This is a genomic window from Nonomuraea salmonea, assembly GCF_042428605.1.
Lineage (GTDB): Bacteria > Actinomycetota > Actinomycetes > Streptosporangiales > Streptosporangiaceae > Nonomuraea > Nonomuraea salmonea.
In genome coordinates this window covers 30,826-48,785 of the sequence record NZ_JBHMCF010000038.1, presented here as the reverse complement: position 1 = coordinate 48,785, position 17,960 = coordinate 30,826, and the positions used below count along the sequence as shown (strand labels likewise).

At 70.7% G+C, this 17,960-nt stretch carries 23 protein-coding genes; 8 read left to right on the top strand and 15 right to left on the bottom strand.

The window, feature by feature from the left end; translation table 11 throughout:
* Window positions 1-9: 9 nt before the first annotated feature.
* The gene (locus tag ACFFR3_RS32575) at window positions 10-366 is read right to left on the bottom strand and encodes a winged helix-turn-helix transcriptional regulator (protein ID WP_345391754.1); all 357 of its coding nucleotides are present in this window, start codon (window positions 364-366) and stop codon (window positions 10-12) included.
* A gap of 54 nt (window positions 367-420) precedes the next feature.
* Here ACFFR3_RS32575 and ACFFR3_RS32570 point away from each other — a divergent pair, with 54 nt between their 5' ends.
* Window positions 421-1,032 (top strand): NAD(P)-dependent oxidoreductase, encoded by a 612-nt coding sequence (locus ACFFR3_RS32570; RefSeq protein ID WP_345391751.1) that lies wholly within the window; start codon window positions 421-423, stop codon window positions 1,030-1,032.
* Between the two features lies 1 nt (window position 1,033).
* Here the strand turns inward: ACFFR3_RS32570 and ACFFR3_RS32565 are convergent, their stop codons facing one another.
* Both ACFFR3_RS32565 and ACFFR3_RS32560 read right to left on the bottom strand, forming a co-directional pair.
* Window positions 1,034-1,432 carry a hypothetical protein gene (locus ACFFR3_RS32565; RefSeq protein WP_345391748.1) on the bottom strand — a complete coding sequence of 133 codons (399 nt, stop codon included), beginning with the start codon at window positions 1,430-1,432 and terminating at the stop codon, window positions 1,034-1,036.
* Window positions 1,433-1,590: 158 nt separating this feature from the next.
* The gene (locus tag ACFFR3_RS32560) at window positions 1,591-2,190 is read right to left on the bottom strand and encodes a TetR/AcrR family transcriptional regulator (RefSeq protein ID WP_364367144.1); all 600 of its coding nucleotides are present in this window, start codon (window positions 2,188-2,190) and stop codon (window positions 1,591-1,593) included.
* A gap of 91 nt (window positions 2,191-2,281) precedes the next feature.
* On the opposite strand from ACFFR3_RS32560, the gene ACFFR3_RS32555 reads away from it, so the two are divergent.
* The 6 genes from ACFFR3_RS32555 to ACFFR3_RS32530 all read left to right on the top strand — a co-directional run bounded on the left by ACFFR3_RS32555 (window position 2,282) and on the right by ACFFR3_RS32530 (window position 5,796).
* Window positions 2,282-2,647: a DUF4267 domain-containing protein gene (locus ACFFR3_RS32555; RefSeq protein WP_345391742.1), complete on the top strand. Its 366-nt coding sequence runs from the start codon at window positions 2,282-2,284 to the stop codon at window positions 2,645-2,647.
* Between the two features lie 56 nt (window positions 2,648-2,703).
* Window positions 2,704-3,252 carry a GtrA family protein gene (locus ACFFR3_RS32550; RefSeq protein ID WP_364367141.1) on the top strand — a complete coding sequence of 183 codons (549 nt, stop codon included), beginning with the start codon at window positions 2,704-2,706 and terminating at the stop codon, window positions 3,250-3,252.
* Window positions 3,249-3,665: a hypothetical protein gene (locus ACFFR3_RS32545; RefSeq protein ID WP_379484386.1), complete on the top strand. Its 417-nt coding sequence runs from the start codon at window positions 3,249-3,251 to the stop codon at window positions 3,663-3,665. Before ACFFR3_RS32550 ends, ACFFR3_RS32545 begins: the two co-directional genes overlap by 4 nt.
* A gap of 98 nt (window positions 3,666-3,763) precedes the next feature.
* Window positions 3,764-4,246, top strand: coding sequence for a carboxymuconolactone decarboxylase family protein (locus ACFFR3_RS32540; RefSeq protein ID WP_345391736.1), 483 nt, complete (start codon window positions 3,764-3,766; stop codon window positions 4,244-4,246).
* Window positions 4,247-4,308: 62 nt separating this feature from the next.
* Entirely contained in the window at window positions 4,309-4,572 is a 264-nt protein-coding gene (locus ACFFR3_RS32535; protein WP_345391733.1) for a hypothetical protein, read from the top strand.
* A gap of 213 nt (window positions 4,573-4,785) precedes the next feature.
* Window positions 4,786-5,796 (top strand): DUF418 domain-containing protein, encoded by a 1,011-nt coding sequence (locus ACFFR3_RS32530; protein WP_379484385.1) that lies wholly within the window; start codon window positions 4,786-4,788, stop codon window positions 5,794-5,796.
* Window positions 5,797-5,964: 168 nt separating this feature from the next.
* Here ACFFR3_RS32530 and ACFFR3_RS32525 read toward each other — a convergent pair whose 3' ends face one another.
* The 3 genes from ACFFR3_RS32525 to ACFFR3_RS32515 all read right to left on the bottom strand — a co-directional run bounded on the left by ACFFR3_RS32525 (window position 5,965) and on the right by ACFFR3_RS32515 (window position 7,604).
* Complete coding sequence (locus tag ACFFR3_RS32525) at window positions 5,965-6,438, bottom strand: hypothetical protein (protein ID WP_345391724.1); 474 nt, start codon at window positions 6,436-6,438, stop codon at window positions 5,965-5,967.
* Between the two features lie 103 nt (window positions 6,439-6,541).
* Window positions 6,542-6,844: a hypothetical protein gene (locus ACFFR3_RS32520; RefSeq protein WP_379484384.1), complete on the bottom strand. Its 303-nt coding sequence runs from the start codon at window positions 6,842-6,844 to the stop codon at window positions 6,542-6,544.
* A 28-nt stretch (window positions 6,845-6,872) separates the two neighbouring features.
* Complete coding sequence (locus ACFFR3_RS32515) at window positions 6,873-7,604, bottom strand: SDR family oxidoreductase (protein WP_345391721.1); 732 nt, start codon at window positions 7,602-7,604, stop codon at window positions 6,873-6,875.
* Window positions 7,605-7,674: 70 nt separating this feature from the next.
* On the opposite strand from ACFFR3_RS32515, the gene ACFFR3_RS32510 reads away from it, so the two are divergent.
* Entirely contained in the window at window positions 7,675-8,532 is an 858-nt protein-coding gene (locus tag ACFFR3_RS32510) for a LysR family transcriptional regulator (protein ID WP_379484383.1), read from the top strand.
* 532 nt (window positions 8,533-9,064) lie between these two features.
* Here the strand turns inward: ACFFR3_RS32510 and ACFFR3_RS32505 are convergent.
* From ACFFR3_RS32505 to ACFFR3_RS32465, 9 genes are all read right to left on the bottom strand, one after another.
* Window positions 9,065-9,955, bottom strand: a complete 891-nt coding sequence (locus tag ACFFR3_RS32505; protein WP_379484382.1) for a YihY/virulence factor BrkB family protein — start codon at window positions 9,953-9,955, stop codon at window positions 9,065-9,067.
* A gap of 251 nt (window positions 9,956-10,206) precedes the next feature.
* Window positions 10,207-10,824, bottom strand: coding sequence for a nuclear transport factor 2 family protein (locus ACFFR3_RS32500; protein WP_345391712.1), 618 nt, complete (start codon window positions 10,822-10,824; stop codon window positions 10,207-10,209).
* Window positions 10,818-12,257 carry an aldehyde dehydrogenase family protein gene (locus ACFFR3_RS32495; protein WP_345391709.1) on the bottom strand — a complete coding sequence of 480 codons (1,440 nt, stop codon included), beginning with the start codon at window positions 12,255-12,257 and terminating at the stop codon, window positions 10,818-10,820. Before ACFFR3_RS32495 ends, ACFFR3_RS32500 begins: the two co-directional genes overlap by 7 nt.
* A gap of 12 nt (window positions 12,258-12,269) precedes the next feature.
* Window positions 12,270-12,932 carry a 3-oxoacid CoA-transferase subunit B gene (locus ACFFR3_RS32490; protein ID WP_379484381.1) on the bottom strand — a complete coding sequence of 221 codons (663 nt, stop codon included), beginning with the start codon at window positions 12,930-12,932 and terminating at the stop codon, window positions 12,270-12,272.
* On the bottom strand, window positions 12,929-13,591 hold the full coding sequence (locus ACFFR3_RS32485) for a 3-oxoacid CoA-transferase subunit A (RefSeq protein ID WP_345391706.1): 663 nt from the start codon (window positions 13,589-13,591) through the stop codon (window positions 12,929-12,931). Before ACFFR3_RS32485 ends, ACFFR3_RS32490 begins: the two co-directional genes overlap by 4 nt.
* Complete coding sequence (locus tag ACFFR3_RS32480) at window positions 13,588-14,781, bottom strand: thiolase family protein (protein WP_345391703.1); 1,194 nt, start codon at window positions 14,779-14,781, stop codon at window positions 13,588-13,590. The genes ACFFR3_RS32485 and ACFFR3_RS32480 overlap by 4 nt, the downstream gene beginning before the upstream one ends.
* A gap of 27 nt (window positions 14,782-14,808) precedes the next feature.
* Window positions 14,809-15,891 carry an ABC transporter substrate-binding protein gene (locus tag ACFFR3_RS32475; protein WP_379484380.1) on the bottom strand — a complete coding sequence of 361 codons (1,083 nt, stop codon included), beginning with the start codon at window positions 15,889-15,891 and terminating at the stop codon, window positions 14,809-14,811.
* Window positions 15,888-16,859 (bottom strand): LLM class flavin-dependent oxidoreductase, encoded by a 972-nt coding sequence (locus ACFFR3_RS32470; protein WP_364367107.1) that lies wholly within the window; start codon window positions 16,857-16,859, stop codon window positions 15,888-15,890. The genes ACFFR3_RS32475 and ACFFR3_RS32470 overlap by 4 nt, the downstream gene beginning before the upstream one ends.
* A complete protein-coding gene (locus tag ACFFR3_RS32465; protein WP_364367104.1) occupies window positions 16,860-17,951 on the bottom strand; it encodes an ABC transporter substrate-binding protein in 1,092 nt (363 codons plus the stop codon).
* Window positions 17,952-17,960: the final 9 nt, after the last annotated feature.

Here is a 17,960-nt window from a genome sequence, read left to right as displayed (position 1 = left end):
GGCCGCCGATCATTGCGCCGCCTCGCGGGCGTCGAGGAGCGCGTCCATGTGCGTCTCGGCCCAGGCGCGGGCCGCGTCCAGCAGGTCGAGGAGGCTGCGGCCGAGCGGGGTCAGGGCGTACTCGACGTGCCTCGGCCCGGCGCGTTCCGTACGGACGACGAAGCCGTCGCGCTCCAGCGCGCGCAGCGACTTCGTGAGGACCTTGGGGGTGACGGTCCGCAGCGGGACCATCAGCTCGGAGAACCGCCGCGGGCCTTCCTCAAGGCACTGAATGATCATCCCGCCCCATTTGTCCCCCACCCTGATCGGCATCACCTCGGAGGGACAGACCGGGTCGAACATCTCCGGATCCAGCGGCTCACGCACAGCCTCACCGTAACTGTCCAGGCGGTAACCATGCATCCGGCTACCTTGCCGGTCATGAGCAGAATCGCAGTGTTCGGCGCGGGCGGCCGGGCCGGTAGGGCGGCCGTGGGGGAGGCCCTGCGACGGGGCCACGAGGTGATGGCGGTCGTCCGCGACCCGGCCACGGTCGTAGCAGGAGCGGACATGGCGCCCGGCGACGTCACCGACCCCGGCGCCATCGCCCACCTCACCACCGGCCACGACGCCGTCATCATGACCGCCTACGCCACCCCACCCGAGACGTTCTTCCCAGCCGCCGCCAAGGCCCTCATCGACGGCTTGAGCCGCTCAGGCGTGCCTCGCCTGATCGTCGTGGGGCTGGCGGCCACCCTGCGGACCGCCGGCGGAACCCGCCTGATGGACGCCCCGGGCTTCCCACCGGAGTACCGCCCCCTCTGCCTGGGCCACGCCGCGATGGCGACCGGGTTGCGCGCCTCGGCGCTGGACTGGCTGATCGTCAGCCCGGCCGGCGACTTCGACCCCACCGCCCCCCGAACCGGCCGCTACTCGATCACGGCCGCCGACCCGGCCGGCCGCATCTCCTACACCGACCTGGCCGTCGCTCTCCTGGACGAGATCGACACTCCTCACCACCACCGCACCCACATCGGCGTCGAGGCGGCCTGACTCACCGCGGACTCACCGCGGACGCACTGCGGGTGGGAAACAGGCGGGCCAGGGCCAGGGTGCTGAGGGCGAACATCAGGACGCCCAAGGGGACGTGGAGCGGGGTCAGGCCCGCGATGCCCGACGCCACCTGCACCGAGGCCAGGACGAGGAAGCCGGCGGCGTACAGGATGGGGCGGGGGCCGCCGCCGCCGGGACGCCAGGCCAGGACGGCGGCGAGCAGGTACAGCACGGTCGTGCCGTACGTCACGTACGAGCCGATGTGGTGCAGCTCCGATTCGTGCGACGAGGCCAGCAGCACGCCGGCGGTGATCGCCTGGAAGAAGAGGGCCACGGTCTGTACGGCGACCGCGATCCTCAGGAAGGTGCGGCCGCCGGCCGTCGGGCTCTGCTCGTTCATCACTGGCTCCTGCCTGCTCGGCGTCGCTTCGTATACAAGACGCCCGCTTCGCCGGCCACGTGACATCCGAAGCCGGTGGCGTACATCACAAAAGTGGGGGGTTGGGCGCCCGGCGGACGATCACCATGGCGGAAGGGACGGTGAGGCCGCGCGCACCCTCATCCTGCCCGCCCGGAGCCCGCCGGCTCCTGGGTGAACCTGGCCAGGAGGACCGCCAGCCTGTGCTCCTGGACCTCGCGGGGGATGCGGCCACCGCGCATCAGCGTGACCTGGCCGTGCAGGGCGGCCCAGAGGATCTCGGCCAGCATCTCGGGGGCGGTGTCGTGGGCGTAGGGGCGTACGGCCGCGACGAACTCGCCGAACGCCTCCTTCAGCGCCGGCGGGGCCTCCGGGGTGGCGAAGGGCAGGTCGACGTGGCGGCTGAACATGGCCTCGTAGAGGGCGGGCCGCTGCTCGGCGAAGGCCACGTACGCGGTGCTGAGCCCGGCGAGTGCGGCGGCGGGGTCGTGGGCGGCGGTGCGGGCGGCGTGCAGCTCGGCGGCCAGGTCGGTGATGCCTTCGAGGGCGACGGCGGTGACGATGGCGTCCTTGCCCTTGAAGTGGCTGTAGAGGACGGGCTGGCTGTATTCGACCTCCTCGGCCAGCCGCCGCGTGGTGACCGCCTCCCAGCCCTCGGTCTCGGCCAGCTCGCGCGCGGCGGCGATGATCAGCTTTTCTCGCTGGGCGCGTTCGCGTTCCTTACGGCTCTGGATCGACATGACACCAAATCTAGCACCGCTAGAACAATTGCCGCCGCTCTGCTAGCGTCGTACTTGTTCCTAGCAGTGCTAGTTTTTTGGGAGTCACGTCATGCTCACCGTTGTCGCCTACGGTCTCGCCATCCTCATCAACGCGCTCTGCCTGCTCATCGGGGTCCGTTTCCTGTTCCAGCCGTACGCGGCCGCCACCGGTTACGGCGTGCCCGCCACGACCGACCGCGCGTACCTGACGATCAAGGGCGTGCGCGACGGCACGTACGGGCTGATCGGCCTGGCTCTGCTGGCCTTCGTCGGCGCGCGGGCCGAAGCCTGGTTCATGCTGCTCGCCGCCTTGGCGCCGCTGGCCGACACCGTCATCGTGCTGCGCAACGGCGGCACCAAGGCCACCGCCTTCGGCGTCCATTTCGCCACCGCGGTCCTCGTGCTGCTCGACGCCGCCCTGCTGTTCGCCGTCTGACCCACGTCCACCGATCCGCCGCGAGCCCGGGTCGGCGGGTCTAGGATGACTGCCTCATGAGCAGATCGGGGCGTGTCGAAAGAGCCGCATTCGCCATATTGCCGACGTTCCTGCACGGCCTGGTGTGGAGATACCGCGAGATGCTGAAGTTCGCGGTGGTGGGCGGAGCGGCGTTCCTGGTGGACAACGCGGTCTTCTACGGCCTGAAACTGACCGTCCTGGAGCCCAAGCCGGTGACCGCCAAGGTCATCGCCGTGCTGGTGGCCACCATCGTGTCGTACGTCCTCAACCGCGAATGGTCGTTCCGCACGCGGGGCGGTCGCGAGCGCCATCACGAGGCGGCGCTGTTCTTCCTGGTCAGCGGCGTCGGTTTGGTGCTCAGCTCGGTGCCGCTGTGGATCTCCAGGTACGTCCTCCTCCTGGAGACCCCCCACGTCACCCTGCTCACCCAGGAGATCGCCGACTTCACCAGCGCCCAGCTCATCGGCACCCTGGTCGCGATGATCTTCCGTTTCTGGGCGTTCCGCAAGTGGGTCTTCCCCGACGAAGACACGAACCCCCGTCACCTCCGCCTTGCCCCGACCCCCAAGGACGAGGCGGCATGACGAGGACCTGTGCTCTCACCGCAGCGGCAGCCATCCTGGTCGCCTCGACGACGACCGGCTGCAAGGCATGGTGCGAGACACAGGCGCGGCAGGAGATCGACCAGCTCAAGCAGATCGTGATGGACCCTCTCCCCAAAGCCGTCTCCGAGTCCGTCATGGAGGAGGACGACTGCGAGTCGGGGAGCGGCGGCTCCCTCGTCTTCAGGGCGAAGGGCACGATGACCAGCGAGCAGGTCTTCGAGAAGTTCCTCGCGATGGGGTGGAGCCGCATCGACGATCCGAGTGACGAGTGCTCTCGCTGTGTCGACGGCCTCGACGGTGTGAGCGCTGAACGGGCCAGCCGAGGAGTCTACCTGAGGATCAGCGACGCTGGGGACGGCTCCATGGACATCTTGGCCGCGTTCACGGGCTGACCGAACCGGCCGTTGCTCGGGGTCGGTGGCGGAGGTGTCACAGGGGGAGGTCGGCTCTCGTCTTAGAGGTGACTGCTGACCACACAAAGGAGCACATCATGGAAGCCCGTCTCGACGTCATGAGCCAGCCGACCACCGGCAAGCTCGTGAAGCACCTCATGTCCGCCGGCAAGATCCTGCAGGAGAGCGGCCTGCCTCAGAGCACCCAGGAGCTCGTGGCGCTGCGCATCAGCCAGATCAACGGTTGCGCCGTCTGCGTCGACATCCACACCAGGAACGCCGTCCAAGCGGGCGAGAAGCCCGAACGCCTCCACATGGTCGCCGTCTGGCGGGAGGCGACGATCTTCACCGAGGCCGAGCGTGCCGCCCTCCGCCTGGCCGAAGAGGGCACCCGCATCGCCGACGGCGCCCCGGGCGTCACCGACGAGACCTGGGCCCAGGCCGCCGAGCACTACGACGAGGACCAGCTCGCCGCCCTGGTCTCCCTCGTCTCCCTCATGAACACCGTCAACCGCCTGAACGCCATCACCCGCCGTCCCGCGGGCGGCCACCGCCCTGAGCCCGTGCCGTCCTCGGTCTGAGAACTGGCCCGGCGCCCGGGACGTACGCGATCATGGGGGTGACCCGAGCCCCTGGAGGGCGCATGAAGCAGTTCACCGACCGGCGCATCGTGTTACTCGGCTGGAGCGGTTTCGTCTTCGTCCCGGCGCTGCTCAACGTCGCCGTCGACGTCATGGAGGACCCGGGGCAGATCACGGCCGAGTACGTGACGCTCCGCCTCGCGGTCTACGTGCTCTTCTGGTTCGCTGGGGTCGCCCTCATCAGGCGGTTCATGCGTCATCAGGGGTGGACGCCGGTGAAGCCGCCGCTCGGTGATCCCTGGATGCCGGCCTCTCAGGAACGGTGACCACGACCTCGTGTACTCAGCCGCCCCCTGAACGGTCTCACGGTCCTGGAGGCCGGAACGGGCATGCCGGTCCTGCGGACATGATCCAGCCCCATGAGGGTTCCGCCAGGCCACCGCGCGGACGCGGTGACCCTTGATGTGGCCGAAAGCAGGGACAGGGACCCTGCTTTCGGCCGGTACCCGGCACCGGGCGGCCTTGCAGGATGAGGCCCCATGTCACGCGAACATCTCCCCAGTGCCTCGCCTCCTCAGCGTCCCCCGCACGACGCGCCCGCCTCAGGGCGGCCCCGTATCGTCGCGCTCGACGTGCTCCGCGGGTTCGCGTTGTGCGAGATCCTGCTCGCCAACATCCAGCTCATGGCCACCGGCGGCTCCGCCGTCGCGGTGCAGCCCATGGGCGACTGGGACCCGTGGCTCGGGCTGCCGATCTTCTCCCTGCTGTTCGGCATCGGGTTCGCGCTGCTGCTGGACTCCGCCGCGGGCGGCGTCGCCCGTCCCAGGGTGGTGCTGCTGCGCCGGCTCGCGGCGCTGCTCGTGATCGGCCTCCTGCACATGCTGCTGTGGCCGGGCGAGATCCTGGCCGACTACGCCGTCGTCGGCATGCTGGTGCTGCTGCCCTCGACCTGGCTGCCTCGCTGGGCCACGGCGGGCCTCGCCGCCGTGCTGATCCCGGGGGCACTCGTCCTCAGCGGGGGCGGGCCGTTGCTGATCGCCGGGCTGTTCCTGCTGGGCTCGGCACTGGTGCGGTACAAGGTGATCGAGAGGATCGAGCGGTCCACCCGAGGGCCGATCCTGCTGGGCCTGTCCTTCGCCGTGGGCCTGGCCGCCGCTCTGTGGGTGCGGGACAGCATGCGGGCCGTGGGCACAACGACGTACCTGACCTCGATGTCCAGCCTCGCCGACCTGCTGCTCGTCGGCGTGTACGTGTGCGGCCTGCTGGCCCTGCTCAGGACGCCGCTGCGACCGGTGCTGCGGTTCGTGCTCGCGCCACTGGGCCGGATGGCGCTGACCCATTACCTGGGCGCCACCCTCCTCGTCCTGGCGGCCGCCCGCGTCCTCGGCCTGCCGATCGGCGAGTCCTTGACGGCGGCGTACTGGACGGCGGGCGTCATCCTGGCGGCCCAGTGGCTGTTCTCCGCCCTTTGGCTGCGCCGCCACCGGCAGGGCCCCCTCGAATGGCTCTGGCGCTGGGCCACCTGGGGCCATCGGCCGTCCGTCTCATAGCACGGCGAATCGGCGAACCGTCCGCTCGGCGGCAACCTGCTCACCGTCGAGGGGGGAGCAGCCCGGCGCGATCCTGACCACGAACGCCTGCGTCGGCCGGGCCGCGACCGGCTACCTGATCGACCTCAAGGCGCCGGCCGAAGGGGGCCCGCTGCAGGCTCTGACGGGTCAGCACATCACCCACTTGATCGACTTCGACAGCTTCTTCGGCGAGGTGAGCTTGAAGACGACCTTGTGCGCGGTGCCGAGGCCCATGGTGATCTGCTTCTTGGTGCCGAAGTAGTCACCCTTGCCGTACGACGGCAGGCGCCGGGTGCCCTTCTCGAAGACCTTGCCGTCCACGACCCACCGGTACGAGAACTTGGCTCCCGGCTTGGGCCCCTCCAGCGCGATGCCGAAGCTCACCGGGCCGGAGTAGCACGTGACGCCGTTCCGGTTGATCCTGGACGCGCCGGCGACCCGTACGTACGCCAGCGAGAACGAGGCGGCCTGCGCGGCGGACGACCGGGCGGCCGCCTGCGCCGTCGCAGGAGCACCCCCGACGAGGACACCGGCCGCCACGGACGCGGCGACCGCGGCGGAGACGAGCGGGAGCCGGAGCTGACGGCGAGGACGGGCGGTCGGGGTGGCTACGTTCGGCATGAAGCTTGTGACTCCTGATGCGGTTGCAATGATCTGCCGGACGCTAGCGTGATCTCCTGTAATTTGCGCGCTTTTCAAGCGAATAGGCGCATTTTTTTCGCGGCTAGTGGCTTGGTTCGGATGCCTTGGTCGGTGATTGATCTTCCGTTCGTTGCGCGGCAGGCTGCCGCAGGATGATCAGCAGCCAGGTGCGTGAGCACATCTGCCTGATCGGCCGGACGTCCCCCGCCGACTGGAAGATCTCCGCGTTCTCCACCTGAAGCCTGACCGAGCTCGCCGAACACCTGGTCAAGCAGAACGTGGTCCCCGCATCCGCCGGCCCGGCGAGCAGCTCTACGTCGTCCTGGACGACTTCCTCCCTCACGAGCAATGCCCGCGCCGAACCGAAGAGCAGCTTTGCCCGCACCTGGTCCCTCGGTTCCCTGACAGGCAGCTCACCAGGGAACCGGGCCGTGCTCGTCGAAGAAGCCGCCGGTCGGCCCGTCATCGGGCAGCGTGGCGAGCCGGACGACCACGGCCGCGCCGTCGGCCGCGGTGCGGGTGAGGCCGGGGAACGCGGTGGTGAGGTCGGTCGCACACGGCCCCGGATCGGCGGCGTTGACCAGGATGTTGCGGCTGCGCAGTTCCTTGGCGTACTGCACGGTCAGCGAGTTGAGTGCGGTCTTGGACGGGACGTACGCGGCCAACGGGGGCCGGGTCGTGAAGTAGTCCTCGGGATCGGTCATCCGGGCGAGGGAGCCCAGTCCACTGCTGACATTGACGATCCGGGCGGCGGGGGAGCGGGCGAGCAGCGGCAGCATCGTGGTGGTCACGCTGATCACGCCGAACACGTTGGTCTCGAACACCTCGCGTACAGCGGGCAGTTCGACACTGGCAGGGCTCTGGGCGGCGAGGTCGCCAGAGATGCCGGCGTTGTTGACCAGGATGTCCAGCCGGCCAAAGCGCTCCTCGATCCAGCGGGCGGCGGACAGGACGCCGGCGCGGTCGGTGACGTCCAGGGTGACCGGGTACACCCGCGGGCCCAGGTCGGCTGCGGCTGCCGCACCGCGGCGCGGGTCGCGCGAGGCCAGCAGGACGTTCATGCCGAGCGAGGCGAGCCGGGCTGCGACCTCGCGCCCGATGCCCTTGTTGGCACCGGTGACCAGGGCAGTCGTGGTTTCTGTCATGCGTTCAGCCCACCACGAGGGCGGCCGGGAGCTCCAACACCGATCAGGAACGCAGCGATACCGTGCGGGTATGGAAAGACTGGAGGTCCGCGAGCTCGTCTACTTCACCGCTGTCGCCGAAGAACTGCACTTCGGCCGGGCGGCCGCCCGGCTAGGGATGACCCAACCGCCGCTCTCCCGCGCCATTCAGCAGCTCGAACGACGGCTGGGCGTAGCCCTGCTGGAACGTGGCAGCCGCCGGGTCGCCCTGACCGAGGCGGGGGCCGTCCTGCTCCGCGAGAGCCGTACGGTGCTCGACGCCGCGTCGGCCGCGGCGCGCCGCACCCGGCGGGCCGGCCGCGCCGACCCACGTCTGGTCCTGGTCATCAAGCCGGGCGGCGACGGCGGCCTCCTGCCCGCGATCCTCGACGCCTATCAGGCTGAGCCGGGTGCGCTGCCGGTCGAGCTGGTGTGCAGCTTCGGCGAGCGTGAGATCCTCCTGCGGGAGGGTCGTGCCGACGCCGCCCTGCTTCACCGCCCCCACCACGACCTCACCGGCCTGGACACCCAGGACCTCCTGACCGAGACTCAACTTCTCGTGATTCCGCGCTCGCATCGCCTCGCGGGCCGTACCCGGGTCTGCCTGAACGACCTCGCCGGGGAGCCCCTGCCGCGCTGGCCGGGCTCATCCGAGGGTGGCTCACACGGACCCGAGGTCCACGACCTTGGGCAGCTTCTCCACCTCATCGCCTTGCGCCGCATGGTCGCCGTCCTCCCCTCCTCCATCCGCGACCAGCTCCGCGACGACCTGGTCGCGGTCCCAGTCGATGATGCCGAGCCCACCACGCTCGTCCTCGCCTGGCCCGAGCACGCCACCTCCCCAGCCCTGGCCGCCTTCGTCCGCGCGGCCGCCGCCGTGGCGGGCAAGGCGACGGGCCACGGCGGGTAGAGCGGGGAGACGCGCGGGGTGGGAGGCGCCCTCGCCCATGCTCGCAGGCGTGCGAACACTCCAGGACGCCGAGGCCGACCGGAGCAGCCGGGCCGAGGCGGGGGAGGTTCCGGCCGGTGCGCGGCGGTTCGTGTTCCTGTTCGACCGGTCGGTGAGCTTCAATCCCGGGGCCTTTTCCACGTGCGCGCGTACCGTGATCGAGGAGCAGGGACCACAGGCGTGCCCGGCGGGGTCGCGGATCGGCGGCGGGCTCGGGACATCCGCGGACGGACCCGTACCGCGAGGACTACCGGTGGGCCCTGGACGAGATCCTGCCACCCACGTCCGTGCCCCCGCAGGACCGCGCGGGCACGATCCGCTTCCAGCTCTCCTTCGGCGCGACGCGCCAGCACCGGGGCCGCACGGTCGGCTTCGCCGAAACCACCGCCAAGCCGGGCGACCGGCTGACCTTCGGCCTGTGGAGCGAGTTCGTCACCGGCCAGGTCGTCCTGCCCACCGCCCGGACACCGCCCGGACACCGCCTGGACACCGCTCAGGAACGGCGACCGTTAGCCAGATCCTTGACCTCTCCGGTGGTGCTGGTGGCCACCAGGGCGGTGGCGAAGAGGATGAGCTGGTTGAGCACCTTGAGGAAGAGCAGCATCGCGACCGCTCCCGTGACGACCTGGTACGCGGGATTGGCGGCCGTGAGGTTGAGCACGGCCTGGCCGAGCGTCTTGAGGATCTCCAGGCCGATCGTGATGACCAGCGCAGGCCCGATCACCCGCCGCGGCGACAGGTGCAGCCGTGGCGGCGCGGTCAGCAGCGCGATGGCCAGCACCGTGTTGACCCCGCTGCCCAGCACGAACGCCGCCACCGGCAGCATCCACTGGACAGGGGCGGCCCGCACGCCCACGGTGTGGCCCGCGACCCAGGTCAGCAGCCATTCGGCGGAGAAGGCGACGGCGAGCGACAGCGCGAGCAGGAGCCCGAGCCCCGCCACGATGCCCAGGTCGATGAGCTGGCGCAGGAAGAAGCGGCCCGGATACTCCTCCAGCCGCCAGATCGCCCTGGTCGCCGAGCGGAGCGTGTCCATCCAGAACAGGCCCGTCAGGGGGAGGACCACGCAGGCCACGAGCCCGGCGGTGTCACCGGCGTCGCGCAGCGCCTGGACGTCCAGGCGCGGGAAGGTGTCGCTCAGGTAGAGCTGCACCTGGGCCAGTGCCGCCGGCGAGTGCAGGACCCGGCCGAGGATGGCGAACCCCAGCAGGCCCAGGGCGAAGGTGGCGAAGAAGGCGTAGTAGGTGAGAGCGGCCGACAGCCGGCCCGCGTCGACCTGGTCGTAGCGGATCAGGGCCCGCGCCGTGTGATCCAGCCAGCCGTGCCGGCTCCTCGCGCTCTTCCACCCCTCCGCCATCCGGCCGAGCCAGTGGCGGGCGCTCATGGCGAGGTCCGGCACGTCGGCGAAACGCGGCCCTGAACGCGCGCCGCACCGCGACGACCGCGGTAGCTGACGATGCGGCCCCCGGGACCGGCACAGCGGAGATCCGCACAGCGGAGATCTGCGCGGATCGCGGAGAACCGGTCAGTACGGTGCACGCATGAATGGTGTCATAAGGCTGACACCCGGCTCCGCCAGGATCAGTGGTGCCTTCACGGACACTGGAGTCGGCCAGGGGCCCGGGGCGCCGGCCGCTATCCCGTGCCGTGGAGCCAGGCGGTCTCGGTCTTGTGGAACGCGTCGAGTTCGGCCGGACGGTCGTCGCCGAGCAGGTCCTGGCTCACCGTCACGCCGCGGGTCGACTGGATCCAGGCGAGGAACCGGTAGGACGGCCGAAGCCCGGAAAGTGCGGCCGCGTCCACCGGAAGCGGCTCGCCCGCGTAGACGGGCCGCAGTTCGTCGCGCTCCAGCAGGACCTCGAAGCTCAGCAGCTTCCACCGTCCGTCCTCCCGGACGGCACGGGAGAAGAACCGGCAGTAGGCGTGGAAGTCGACCTCCACTCCCTCCACCGTGGTCCGGTTGAAGATCTTGGCCGGGCTCTCGACGGTCGCCCGGTCGCCCTCGACCCGCGCGTAGGCGGGGAAGACCCAGTGTTTGCTGTTGCCGGTCCGCGCCATCCACGTCTTCGTCGCCTCGACGTAGGCGTCGCCGCCGCGTCCGTCGTACCAGGTGGTCCTGACGTAGGCGTCGTCGTGGAAGCAGTCGCGCATCACGTCGAAGAGCCGCTGGTCGCGGGCGAAGCGTTCCCGCCGCACCAGGTCGAAGAGCTCGTCGCGGTCCAGGAGGGCGGCCGGCCGGTCGGTGTTCACCATGTCATCCCCTCGGGATAGCCGAGCACGGCCTTCACCTCGAGGTACTCCTCGAAGCCGAACCGCCCGAACTCGCGTCCGTTCCCGGACTGCTTGTAGCCGCCGAACGGCAGGCTGCGGTCGAACGGGGCGCCGTTGAGGTAGACGCGGCCCGCGCGGATGCGGTTGGCGACCCTGCGGGCGCGGTCGGGGTCCTTCGACTGTACGAAGCCCGCCAGCCCGTACGGCGTGTCGTTCGCGATCTCGACGGCCTCGTCCTCGGTCTCGTACAGCAGGATCGACAGCACGGGCCCGAAGATCTCCTCGCGCGCGATCCGCATCTGCGGCGTGACGTCGCCGAACACGGTCGGGCGGACGTAGAACCCCTTGTCGAGCCCGTCGGGACGCTCCGGGCCGCCGGCCACGAGCGTCGCGCCCTCGTCGATCCCCGACTGCACGAGCCCGGTGACCTTGTCCAGCTGCGCCTGGCTCACCACGGGGCCCATCGTGGTCGCAGGATCGAGCGGGTCGCCGAGACGGACCTCCTCGACCGCCCGCCGCGCGGCGGCGTACGCCTCGTCGCGCTGCGATCGGTGCACGAGCATCCGCGTGGGTGACTGGCAGTTCTGGCCGCCGTTGGTGTAGCACGCGTGCACCCCGGCGACGACCGCGGACGCAAGGTCCGCGTCGGGCAGGATGATGTTGGCCGACTTGCCGCCGAGTTCGAGCGCGACGCGCTTCACCGTGTCGGCCGCGAGCTTGGAGACCCTGATGCCGGCGCCGGTGGAGCCGGTGAGCGAGACCATGTCGATGCCGGGGTGCGCCGCGATGGCCTCACCGACCGTGGGGCCGTCCCCGTTGACGAGGTTGAACACGCCGGGCGGCAGTCCGGCGTCGTGGATGACCTCGGCGAGCACCATGGCGCTGAGCGGCGCGATCTCGCTCGGCTTGAGCACCACGGTGCAGCCGGTGGCGAGGGCGGGGGCCACCTTCGACGCGACCTGGTTGAGCGGCCAGTTCCACGGCGTGATGAGGCCGCAGACGCCGATCGGCTCACGCCGTACGATCCCGGCGCCGATCTCCTCCTCGAAGCGGTAGTCCGCGAGCACGCGGGCGGCCTCCTCGAAGTGGAACAGCGCCACCGTGGCCTGGCGCTGCGTCGCGAACGTGATCGGCGCCCCCATCTCGCGCGTCATCGTCCTGGCGATCTCGGGCAGCCGGGCACGGAAGCCGGAGATGATCCGCTGGAGGTACTCCAGCCGTTGCTCCACGCTGACCTGCGCGTACGTGGCGAAGGCCGCGCGCGCCGCCGCCACGGCGCGGTCGACGTCCTCGGCCGTCCCGAGGCTGATCTCCGCGAACGTCTCCTCGGTCGCGGGGTCGAGGACGCCCAGGGTCCGCGGCTCAGCGGGATCGACCCACGCGCCCCCGATGTAGAACTGGTGTCTAGTGGACACTCTCCAACCTCCTCATGGTGTCGCCGCGGTGAGCGGGACGTCGAGGCGCGAGCGGAGCTCGTGGAACGAGATCCCCCACGTCTCCCGGACGAGGACCGCGTCCCCGGTGATCTCGAACGTGGCGACGTCGGTGTAGACCCGGTCCACGCACCGCAGCGCGGTGAGCGGATACGTGCACTCCTTGACGAGTTTCGGCTCGCCGGCCCTGGTGAACAGCGACATCAGCACGTAGACCTGCTTGGCGCCCACGGCGAGGTCCATCGCTCCGCCGACCGCCGGGATCGCGCCGGGCTCGCCGGTGTGCCAGTTGGCGAGGTCGCCTGCTGCCGAGACCTGGTAGGCGCCGAGGACGCACAGGTCGAGGTGGCCGCCTCGCATCATGGCGAACGAGTCGGCGTGGTGGAAGTACGAGGCGCCGGGCAGCTCGGTCACCGGGAGCTTGCCGGCGTTGATCAGGTCGGGGTCGATCGCGTCGCCGGTCGCCGCCGGCCCCATGCCGAGCATGCCGTTCTCGGTGTGCAGGATGACCCCCGACTCCGGGGGGAGGTGGTCGCCGACGGTCGTGGGCTGGCCGATGCCGAGGTTGACGTACGCCCCGTGGGGGATGTCGCGCGCGAGCACCCGCGCCATCTCGTCCCGCCCGAGGGGGCCGCGGTCAACGTGCTGAGCGATCATGACGCCACCCGCACGATCCGGTCGACGTAGATGCCCGGGGTGACCACGACCTCGGGGTCCAGCGCTCCCGGCTCGACGACGTGCTTCACCTGCACGATGGTGGTCGTCGCGGCCGTCGCCATGACGGGTGCGAAGTTGCGCGCCGTCTTGCGGTAGACGAGATTCCCGAGGGTGTCCGCGGTGTGGGCGCTGATGAGCGCGACGTCGGCGGCGATGGGCAGCTCCAGGACGTACGTCCGGCCGTCGATCTCGCGGGTCTCCTTGCCCTCCGCGAGGAGGGTCCCGACCCCGGTACGGGTGTAGAACCCGCCGATCCCGGCTCCGGCGGCGCGCATGCGCTCGGCCAGGTTCCCCTGCGGCACGACCTCCAGCTCGATCCTCCCGCCGCGGTACAGCTCGTCGAAGACCCAGGAGTCCGTCTGCCGGGGGAACGAGCACAGGATCTTGCGCACCCGCCCGGCCGCGAGCAGCGCCGCGAGCCCGGTGTCCCCGTTGCCCGCGTTGTTCGACACGACGGTGAGATCCCGCGCTCCCTGCCGGATCAGCGCGTGGATCAGCTCGAACGGCAGGCCGGCCGTGCCGAAGCCGCCGACCAGCACCGTCGAGCCGTCGGCGATGCCGCTGACCGCCTCGTCGGCGGAGGTGCAGAGCAGCGTCATGCGACGTTCTCCAGCACGACCGCCAGGCCCTGACCCACGCCGATGCAGATGGCCGCCACGCCCCACCGTTCGCCGGACTCCACGAGCCGCGCCGCGAGGGTGCCGAGGATGCGCCCGCCCGAGGCGCCCAGCGGGTGCCCGATGGCGATCGCCCCGCCCTTGGCGTTGACGAGCTCGGTGTCCCGCAGCCCGAGCTTCAGCCAGGCGTCGACGCAGGCGATCGACTGGACGGCGAACGCCTCGTTCAGTTCGACGGCGCCGACGTCCTCCCAGGTGATGCCCGCCCGCTTGAGCGCGTCGCCGGCGGCCTCGACCGGGGCGTAGCCGAACTGCTGCGGCTCCAGCGCCGACCAGCCGCGACCGGCGATCCGCGCGATTGGGTCACGGCCGATGGCCGCGGCGGCGTTCGCCGAGCCCAGCAGGACCGCGCTCGCGCCGTCGTTCAGCGGTGAGGCGTTGCCGGCGGTGATCGTCCCGTCGGGCCGGAACGCCGGCTTCAGCTTGGCCAGCGCCTCGAGCGAGGTGCCGGGACGGATGCTCTCGTCCTGGGTCAGGTCGGCGCCGGGGACGGGCACCACGAGGTCGTCGTAGAAGCCCTTCGCCCACGCCTCCGCCGCGAGGCGGTGCGAGCGGGCGCCGAACTCGTCCTGCCGCTCGCGCGAGATCGAGAACTTCTCCCGCAACTGCTCGTTGCACTCGCCCAGCGAGACCGTCCACTCGGCGGGCATCCGCTCGTTCACCAGCCGCCAGCCGAGCGTCGTGGAGACGGCGGTGACGTCGCCCGCCGGGAACCGGCGCGACGGCTTCGGCAGGACCCACGGCGCCCGCGTCATCGACTCCACGCCGCCGGCGATCGCGATCTCCGCGTCACCGACCTCGATCATGCGGGAGGCCATCATGGCGGCGTCCAGCGACGAGCCGCAGAGCCGGTTCACCGTGGTGGCGGTCACCGAGACGGGCATGCCGGCCAGCAGCACGGCCATCCGGCCGACGTTGCGGTTGTCCTCGCCGGCGCCGTTGGCGTTGCCCCAGAACACGTCGCCGACCAGGCCGGGGTCCAGGCCCGGCGAGCGGTCGAGCAGTCCCTTCAGCGCGGTCGCGGCCAGATCGTCGGTCCTCGTGTCGGCCAGGGCTCCGTTGAACCGGCCGAACGGGGTCCTGACCGACGCGTACACGAATGAGCTGCTCATCGGAGCGTCTCCACTTCCTGCCCCATCTCAGGAGGCGTCCTTCGCTTGCTTGCGGATGTCGTCGTAGGAGAAGTCGTTGATGGCGGCGAGCAGGTCGGTCGTGTAGATCTCCGTGGCAGGGAACGCCTTGTCCACGAGCCCGGCGGACGCCATGAACTCCACCATCCCGGTCGCCGCCTTCGCGTCGATCCGGCCCCACTCGCCGTCCTCGACCCCCTGGTCGGCCAGCCGTACCTTGAGGATCTTGACCTGGGACGCCATCGCGTCCTTCTCCGGTCCGCTGCCCCGGGTCTCCGGGTGGAGCTTCCACAGGTCGCGGATCGCGGCCTCGGGGTTGGCCTGGGCGAAGGCGAAGCCCTTCGCGATGGCGCGGCCGAACCGCTCCAGGACGTCCTTCCGTTCGGCGATCGTCTTCCGCGTCGCCGCGAACCCGCCGCCCCAGATGCCGGCGGTCTGGGGCACCGGCAACGGGGTGAGCTGGATCCCGGAGTCCTCGACGATCGCGTACTGGGTGTCCCAGAGGGCCAGCGCGTCGACCTGGCCGCTCTTGATGGCGTTGATCTGCTGGGCGCCCGCGCCGATCGGCACCAGGCCGGCGGCGTTCTCGCTCATCCCGTTGAGCTCCATCGCGGTGCGGGCGAACGTCCCGCCCGAGCTGGCCACCGCGGTCACCCCGATCTTCCTGCCCTTCAGGTCCGCGACGCTCCGCACCGCCGAGCCCTGGGGCAGCTGCAGGCTGTAGATCCAGTGCGGGTAGTACGACGCGAAGTAGGCCAGGTCCAGGTTCTTGGCGTGACCGATCGCGACCGGCTCACCGGTCATGAGCGCCACGTCGGCGCCCCCGGCGGCCACCTGCTGCGCCGACTGCGTGCCGGAGGGGAACAGCTGGACCTCGACGTCGAGTCCCTCGTCCTTGAAGTAGCCCTCGGCCTCGGGGACCACCAGGGTGGTGTAGCCGGCGTTCCAGCTGGGCGCGCTCAGGGCGAAGGTGACTTTGTCGAGGCCGGCGCCGCCCGCCGGGTCGCCCCCCTCCCCACCGCATGCGCCCAGCGTGGCCACCATGAGGATTCCTGCGAACAGGCCGGTCAGGCTCTTGAGCCGTCTCGTCATCGTCGGTCTTTCCCATCAGAGCTCGTGTGCGTGTCGTGCCAGTGCGGGAGGACGTGCCGCCCGACGAGGTCGAGCGTGTGGCGGGCGACCTCCGGGGGCGTGCCGAGCGGGGCGACCCGCAGCTGTACGGACGTGACCCCCGCCCGTACGTACCGGTCGATCGTCGCGTCGATGTCGTCGGGCGTGCCCACCATGGGGAGCTCAAGCTCGGCAGGGCCGTCCGCACCCGTCCACAGGCCCCGTTCGGTGTAGTAGCCGGTCGCGGCCTTCAGGTGGCGCGCGGCGAGTTCGCGGGCGGTGGCGGCGTCCTCGTGGACGACGCAGAACCTGGTGGTGGCGACCGTTCCCGCTGTCTCGCCGCGCCCCGACCAGTAGGCGGCCGCCTGCTGGAACAGCAGGTCGTCGCAGTAGTTCGTCGCGCCGTAGAAGCCGTCGGCGAGCGTCGCGGCACGGCGGGCCGAGGCGGCCACCTTGCCGCCCACCAGGATTCGCGGCCCGCCGCGCCGCACCGGAGGCGGGACCGCCACCGGCGCGCCGGCACTCGGGTCGCCGGACCAGGCGTCGCGCAGCAGCTTCAGCGTGTCGTCGAAGGCGGCGCCGGCCGGGCCTGAGGGGGGCAGCCCGGCCCGGTGGGCGACCTCCGGGCCGCCGAGCCCGAGGCCGAGGGTGAGCTTCCCGCCGCACAGCTGGTCGAGCAGCGCGGCCTCGTACGCCAGCTTCTCCGGACTGTACGCGCGCAGGAGCAGCACCGCCGACCCCAGCGCCAGGGACGTCCGCCCGGCCAGATGCCCCAGGACCATCAGGACGGACGGAAGGTGGAACGGCTGAGCGGCCGCGTGATAGCTCTCACCCACCCACGCGGAGTCGAAACCGTGCCGCTCCGCGCGGGCGAGCAGCGTGACCGCGCGATCCACCTGCGGGCGGACCGGCTCCTGGGAGCTCAGATCGAGCGCGACCCCCAGCCGCATTCAGCCGGCGCTCTCTGCTTGCTTGACGACCTCGTCGTGGGAGAACTCGTTGAACGCCTTGAACATCGCGTCGGTGTAGATCTCCTTCGCCGGGAACTTCTTGATCAGTCCGGCCGAGGCCATGAAGTCGAGCGAACGGGTGAACGCCGCCTCGTCGATCCGGCCCAGCGTCTTGTCGTCGAAGCCCTGCCCGTCCAGGCGCACTTCAAGGACCTTGACTCCGTCGGCCAGCGCCTTCTCCTCCGGTTCCGACCCGCGGGTCTCCGGATAGAGCTTCCACAGGTCGCGGATCGCGGCCTCGGGATTGGCCTTGGCGAAGACGAACGCCTTGGCCACCGCACGCCCGAACCGTTCGAGGACGTCCTTCTTGGCCTCGAGGTTCTTGCGGCTCGTCGCGAAGCCGCCGCCCCACGCGTCCGCCGTCTCCTTGATCGGCAGCGGCGTCAGCGTGACGCCGGCGTTCCTGACGATCTGGTACTGGATGTCCCAGAGCGCCAGCGCGTCGACCTGGCCGCTCTTGATGGCGTTGATCTGCTGGGCGCCGGCGCCGATCGGCACCAGCGTGGCGCCGTTCTGGCCCAGCCCGTTGAGCTCCATCGCGGTACGGGCGAACGTCGCGCCGGAGCTCGCGACCGCCGAGACACCGATCTTCTTGCCCTTCAGGTCGGCGATGCTCCGCACGGCCGAACCGTCCGGCACCTGGAGGCTGTAGATCCACTTCGCCCAGTAGGAGCTGAAGTAGGCCAGGTCCAGGTCCTTGTCATGGCCGATGGCCACGGGCTCGACCGTCATGAGGCCGAGGTCGGCACCGCCGCCGGCGACCTGCTGCGCCGCCTGGGTGGCCGACGGGAACAGGTTGGTCGTGACCTTCAGACCCTCCTGCTCGTAGAAGCCCTCGGCCTCGACGACGGCCATGACCGCGTAGCCGGCGTTCCAGCTCGGGGACGCCATCGCGAACGTCACCGGCGTCAGCTCGCCGGACTCGGCCGAGTCCCCGGATCCGTTGTCGGAACCGCACGCGCTCAGCGTTACGACCGCGCACAAGACGGCGACCGCACCACTGACGACTTTCACCGCTCGTCCGGTCTTCACGATGGAACC

Coding starts and splice junctions, on each gene's coding strand:
- ACFFR3_RS32530 (WP_379484385.1), top strand. CDS start 4,786: ATGTCACGCGAACATCTCCCCAGTGCCTCGCCTCCTCAGCGTCCCCCG.
- ACFFR3_RS32545 (WP_379484386.1), top strand. CDS start 3,249: ATGACGAGGACCTGTGCTCTCACCGCAGCGGCAGCCATCCTGGTCGCC.
- ACFFR3_RS32525 (WP_345391724.1), bottom strand. CDS start 6,438: ATGCCGAACGTAGCCACCCCGACCGCCCGTCCTCGCCGTCAGCTCCGG.
- ACFFR3_RS32490 (WP_379484381.1), bottom strand. CDS start 12,932: ATGATCGCTCAGCACGTTGACCGCGGCCCCCTCGGGCGGGACGAGATG.
- ACFFR3_RS32550 (WP_364367141.1), top strand. CDS start 2,704: ATGAGCAGATCGGGGCGTGTCGAAAGAGCCGCATTCGCCATATTGCCG.
- ACFFR3_RS32565 (WP_345391748.1), bottom strand. CDS start 1,432: ATGAACGAGCAGAGCCCGACGGCCGGCGGCCGCACCTTCCTGAGGATC.
- ACFFR3_RS32535 (WP_345391733.1), top strand. CDS start 4,309: ATGAAGCAGTTCACCGACCGGCGCATCGTGTTACTCGGCTGGAGCGGT.
- ACFFR3_RS32500 (WP_345391712.1), bottom strand. CDS start 10,824: ATGGTGAACACCGACCGGCCGGCCGCCCTCCTGGACCGCGACGAGCTC.
- ACFFR3_RS32485 (WP_345391706.1), bottom strand. CDS start 13,591: ATGACGCTGCTCTGCACCTCCGCCGACGAGGCGGTCAGCGGCATCGCC.
- ACFFR3_RS32515 (WP_345391721.1), bottom strand. CDS start 7,604: ATGACAGAAACCACGACTGCCCTGGTCACCGGTGCCAACAAGGGCATC.
- ACFFR3_RS32510 (WP_379484383.1), top strand. CDS start 7,675: ATGGAAAGACTGGAGGTCCGCGAGCTCGTCTACTTCACCGCTGTCGCC.
- ACFFR3_RS32505 (WP_379484382.1), bottom strand. CDS start 9,955: ATGAGCGCCCGCCACTGGCTCGGCCGGATGGCGGAGGGGTGGAAGAGC.
- ACFFR3_RS32570 (WP_345391751.1), top strand. CDS start 421: ATGAGCAGAATCGCAGTGTTCGGCGCGGGCGGCCGGGCCGGTAGGGCG.
- ACFFR3_RS32555 (WP_345391742.1), top strand. CDS start 2,282: ATGCTCACCGTTGTCGCCTACGGTCTCGCCATCCTCATCAACGCGCTC.
- ACFFR3_RS32470 (WP_364367107.1), bottom strand. CDS start 16,859: ATGCGGCTGGGGGTCGCGCTCGATCTGAGCTCCCAGGAGCCGGTCCGC.
- ACFFR3_RS32480 (WP_345391703.1), bottom strand. CDS start 14,781: ATGAGCAGCTCATTCGTGTACGCGTCGGTCAGGACCCCGTTCGGCCGG.
- ACFFR3_RS32560 (WP_364367144.1), bottom strand. CDS start 2,190: ATGTCGATCCAGAGCCGTAAGGAACGCGAACGCGCCCAGCGAGAAAAG.
- ACFFR3_RS32540 (WP_345391736.1), top strand. CDS start 3,764: ATGGAAGCCCGTCTCGACGTCATGAGCCAGCCGACCACCGGCAAGCTC.
- ACFFR3_RS32475 (WP_379484380.1), bottom strand. CDS start 15,891: ATGACGAGACGGCTCAAGAGCCTGACCGGCCTGTTCGCAGGAATCCTC.